Source organism: Mesorhizobium sp. M7A.F.Ca.US.014.04.1.1, assembly GCF_003998745.1.
In the GTDB taxonomy this organism is placed as follows: Bacteria; Pseudomonadota; Alphaproteobacteria; order Rhizobiales; family Rhizobiaceae; genus Mesorhizobium; species Mesorhizobium ciceri.
On sequence record NZ_RZRW01000486.1, the window covers coordinates 1 to 4,291 of the forward strand.

Here is a 4,291-nt window from a genome sequence, read left to right on the forward strand (position 1 = left end):
CGGCAAGTGGATCGACCCGTTCCTGAAGTCGCACGACGACCGCGACCGTCTGCTGACCGGCAACCGCATCTTCAAGCAGCGCAATGTCGATATTGGCATCGTCTCGCTGGCGGATGCCTGGGCCTGGGGTTTTTCGGGCGTGATGGTGCGTGGCTCGGGTGCAGCCTGGGATCTGCGCAAGTCGCAACCCTATGAATGCTATTCGGAGATGGATTTCGACATTCCGATCGGCAAGAACGGCGACTGCTTCGACCGCTACCTCGTGCGCATGGAAGAAATGCGCCAGTCGGCGAAGATCATGCGCCAGTGCGTCGACCTTTTGCTCGGCAAGGAGAGCACCGGCCCGGTGTCGAACCTCGATGGCAAGGTGGTGCCGCCCAAGCGCCAGGCGATGAAGCGCTCGATGGAAGCGCTGATCCATCACTTCAAGCTCTACACCGAGGGTTATCGCGTGCCGGCCGGCGAGGTTTACGCCGCCGTCGAGGCGCCGAAGGGCGAATTCGGCGTCTATCTGGTCTCCGACGGCTCCAACAAGCCCTACCGCTGCAAGCTGCGCGCGCCGGGTTTCGCGCATCTGCAGGCGATGGATTTCCTCTGCCGCGGCCACATGCTGGCCGACGTCACCGCCGTTCTCGGCTCCCTCGACATCGTGTTTGGTGAGGTCGATCGCTAAATGTCAGTCCGCCGTCTCGCAGAAGCCAGCGTCCAGCCAGCATCCTTCGCCTTCAACCGGGCGAATGCCGCGGCTGCGAAGCAATGGATCAAGAAGTACCCGAAGGGCCGTGAACAGTCGGCCATCATCCCGCTTCTGATGATAGCACAGGAGCAGGAAGGCTGGGTGACGAAGGCGGCGATCGAGACGATCTCCGACATGCTCGGCATGCCCCGCATCCGCGGGCTGGAAGTCGCGACCTTCTACACGCAGTACCAGTTGAATCCGGTCGGCACGCGTGCGCACATCCAGGTCTGCGGCACCACGCCCTGCATGCTGCGCGGTTCGGAAGCGCTGATGGATGTCTGCCGCTCCAAAATCCATCACGACCAGTTCCACACCAACGACAAGGGAACCTTGTCTTGGGAAGAGGTGGAATGCCTCGGTGCCTGCGTCAACGCGCCGATGGTGATGATCTTCAAGGACACGTTCGAGGATCTGACGCCGGAACGCCTGGCTGAAATCATCGATCTCTATGACGCCGGCAAGGGTGCTGCGGTGGAACCGGGGCCGCAGAATGGCCGCACCGGCTCGGAGCCGGCCTCCGGCCTCACCACGCTGAAGAGCGAAAAGGCGATCCTCAAGTCGACCCGCGACAGGGAAGCCAGGGAGGCGGCCAAGGCCGCCAGGGCGGCACCCGACGCGATCGTCGCAGCGCCGGTGCCGGCGCCGGCCGCGGCCCCTGTCGCACCGTCCAACACCAGCAAGCCGAAGACCGACGCCCCTGAAACCAGCCCGGCGCTGAAGACGCCTTCAAAAACCAAGGTCGCGCCGGCGGCTGAAAAGGCGGCGAGTGTTGCCGCTCCACTGCATTCGGCCGCCAATGCCAACAAGGCAGACTCCAAAGTCGAGCAGGTTTCCAAGCAGCGCAGTGGCCCCATCACCAAGGCCGAGCCGGCCTCCGCCTTCAAGGCGCCAGAGGTCAAGGTACCGGCCGCCAAGCCGGCCAAACCGTCGCTCGGGGACAAGAACCGCCCGGCCGGCATCGACAGGCCGGCACAGGTCGATGACCTCAAACTGATCTCCGGCGTCGGCCCCAAGATCGAGGGCATCCTGCATACGCTGGGCATCTTTACCTTCGCGCAGGTCGCGTCGTGGAAGAAGGCCGAACGCGAGTGGGTGGATGGCTATCTCTCTTTCCAGGGCCGCATCGATCGCGACGACTGGGTCAAGCAGGCCAAGGCGCTCGCCAAGGGTGGCGTCGCCGAATACATCCGCGTCTTCGGCAAGAAGCCGGTCTGAGGGACGAAAAATGCTCGGGGATAAAGACCGCATCTTCACCAATATCTACGGCCTGTTCGACAAGTCCTTGGCCGGCGCGATGGCGCGCGGCGCCTGGGATAACACGCCCGGCATCGTCGCCAAGGGCCGCGAGTGGATCGTCAACGAGATGAAGGCGTCGGGCCTGCGCGGCCGTGGCGGCGCCGGCTTCCCGACGGGCCTCAAATGGTCGTTCATGCCCAAGCAGAGCGACGGCCGGCCGAGCTACCTGGTCATCAATGCCGACGAATCGGAGCCCGGCACCTGCAAGGACCGCGACATCCTGCGCAACGACCCGCACACGCTGGTCGAGGGCGCGCTGCTTGCCGGTTTCGCCATGGGTGCGGTTGCCGCCTACATCTATGTGCGCGGCGAGTTCATCCGCGAGCGCGAGGCGCTGCAGCGCGCGATCGAGGAGGCCTATGAGGCCAAGCTGATCGGCAAGAACAACACCTCCGGCTACGATTTCGACATCTACATGCACCACGGCGCCGGCGCCTATATCTGCGGCGAGGAGACAGCGCTCCTCGAAAGCCTCGAAGGCAAGAAGGGCCAGCCGCGGCTGAAGCCGCCATTCCCGGCCAATGTCGGCCTCTATGGCTGCCCGACCACGGTCAACAATGTCGAATCGATCGCGGTTGCGCCGACCATCCTGCGCCGCGGTGCGGCCTGGTTCTCGTCCTTCGGCCGGCCGAACAATGTCGGCACCAAGCTGTTTTGCATCTCCGGCCACGTCAACAATCCGTGCACGGTCGAAGAGGCGATGTCGATCCCGTTCCGCGAACTGATCGAGACGCATTGCGGCGGCATTCGCGGCGGCTGGGACAATCTTTTGGCGGTCATACCGGGCGGCGCTTCGGTGCCGCTGGTGCCGGCCGAGCAGATCATCGACGCGCCGATGGATTTCGACGCGCTGCGCGACCTCAAATCCGGCCTTGGAACCGCGGCTGTCATCGTCATGGACAAGTCGACCGATGTCGTGAAGGCGATCGCGCGGCTTTCCTACTTCTACAAGCACGAGAGCTGCGGCCAGTGCACGCCATGCCGCGAAGGTACCGGCTGGATGTGGCGGGTGATGGAACGGCTGGTGCGCGGCGAGGCGCAGAAGCGCGAGATCGATATGCTGCTCGACGTCACCAAGCAGATCGAAGGCCATACGATCTGCGCGCTGGGCGACGCGGCGGCATGGCCGATCCAGGGCCTGATGCGGCATTTCCGCGGCGAAGTGGAGCGGCGCATCGACGAGTTTTCGCGCAATGCGCACCGGGCCGAGCCTGTGATGGTGGCGGCGGAATAGAAGAACGTTTTACGCGGACGAAAGTCCGCAGCGAAGGGCGGGGCGAACGACGAAACGACCAGGAGAACTCTATGGCGCCGTATTCGAACCCGCTGATGCCCAATTTGGACCAGATCGAGCAGATGAACCAGGACTTGACCAGGATGATGCCGAAGGAGATGGCCAGTGCCGTCAACCTTTTCGTGCATCCTGTGGCGGGTGCGGCCGCGATGTCGGCGCTTGGCCTCGGGCTTGCCAATCATGCTTTTGGCGTCTGGCTGGGCGCGTTTTCAGGCGCGGCAGAAGCCTCGCAACGGCTGCTGCAGCCGATCGTCGATGATTTCGAGGCGCGCGTCGCCCAGTTCGATGAACCGAGTCCTTCCTCCACCAAGGCACGGGCAACGGCGAAAACAATGATCGCCGAGGCGCAGTCCTTCGCGCAGGAAGTCACCGATATTGCCGCCAAGGAAGCCGCCACCATGACGCCGGTGGCAAATGCCGTTCCCGCAACGGGCGGCGTCGGCGATGCGCTGTTGCCCGAGGATTTCAGGCAGCCCAAGGCCATGGAGAAGCCGGCGAAACCGGCGGATCTCAAGGCGATATCCGGCATCGGGCCCAAGCTGGAAAAGGTTCTCAACGGCCTCGGCATCTGGACGTATGCCCAGATCGCGGCATGGACGCCGCAAGAGGTTGCCTGGGTCGAGGACTATCTGTCGCTCGGCGGCCGCATCGGCCGCGACGATTGGACAGCTCAAGCGGCGGCGCTCGCCGTCAAGAAGTGAATGAAGTGCTCGACGTGGTCTCGACCGCGTCCGGAAAAAGAGATTGCGGGAACTCCGCAGGGGTTTGAGGCGAATGGCAAAGCTCAAGGTCGACGGGAAAGAGATCACTGTACCCGACCACTACACGCTGCTGCAGGCGGCGGAAGACGCTGGCGCGGAAGTGCCGCGCTTCTGCTTCCATGAGCGGCTGTCGATCGCCGGCAATTGCCGCATGTGCCTGATCGAGGTGAAGGGCGGGCCGCCCAAGCCGCAGGCTTCCTG

At 63.9% G+C, this 4,291-nt stretch carries 4 protein-coding genes and 1 pseudogene; all 5 read left to right on the plus strand.

What is annotated here, in order from left to right; all coding sequences use genetic code 11:
- Positions 1-673 (plus strand): annotated as a pseudogene (locus EOA22_RS25695) (NADH-quinone oxidoreductase subunit D); the annotation flags it as partial.
- The gene (locus EOA22_RS25700; RefSeq protein WP_063168238.1) at positions 674-1,954 is read left to right on the plus strand and encodes an NADH-quinone oxidoreductase subunit E; all 1,281 of its coding nucleotides are present in this window, start codon (positions 674-676) and stop codon (positions 1,952-1,954) included.
- 10 nt (positions 1,955-1,964) lie between these two features.
- On the plus strand, positions 1,965-3,269 hold the full coding sequence (nuoF, locus tag EOA22_RS25705) for an NADH-quinone oxidoreductase subunit NuoF (RefSeq protein WP_013531094.1): 1,305 nt from the start codon (positions 1,965-1,967) through the stop codon (positions 3,267-3,269).
- A gap of 71 nt (positions 3,270-3,340) precedes the next feature.
- A complete protein-coding gene (locus EOA22_RS25710; protein WP_063168237.1) occupies positions 3,341-4,030 on the plus strand; it encodes an NADH-ubiquinone dehydrogenase in 690 nt (229 codons plus the stop codon).
- Between the two features lie 73 nt (positions 4,031-4,103).
- A partial coding sequence (locus tag EOA22_RS25715; protein ID WP_127390304.1) for a 2Fe-2S iron-sulfur cluster-binding protein occupies positions 4,104-4,291 on the plus strand: 188 nt, incomplete at its 3' end.

Excerpts from the sequence above, each read along its gene's own strand:
- EOA22_RS25700 (WP_063168238.1), top strand. The coding sequence starts at position 674 with ATGTCAGTCCGCCGTCTCGCAGAAGCCAGCGTCCAGCCAGCATCCTTC.
- nuoF (WP_013531094.1), top strand. The coding sequence starts at position 1,965 with ATGCTCGGGGATAAAGACCGCATCTTCACCAATATCTACGGCCTGTTC.
- EOA22_RS25710 (WP_063168237.1), top strand. The coding sequence starts at position 3,341 with ATGGCGCCGTATTCGAACCCGCTGATGCCCAATTTGGACCAGATCGAG.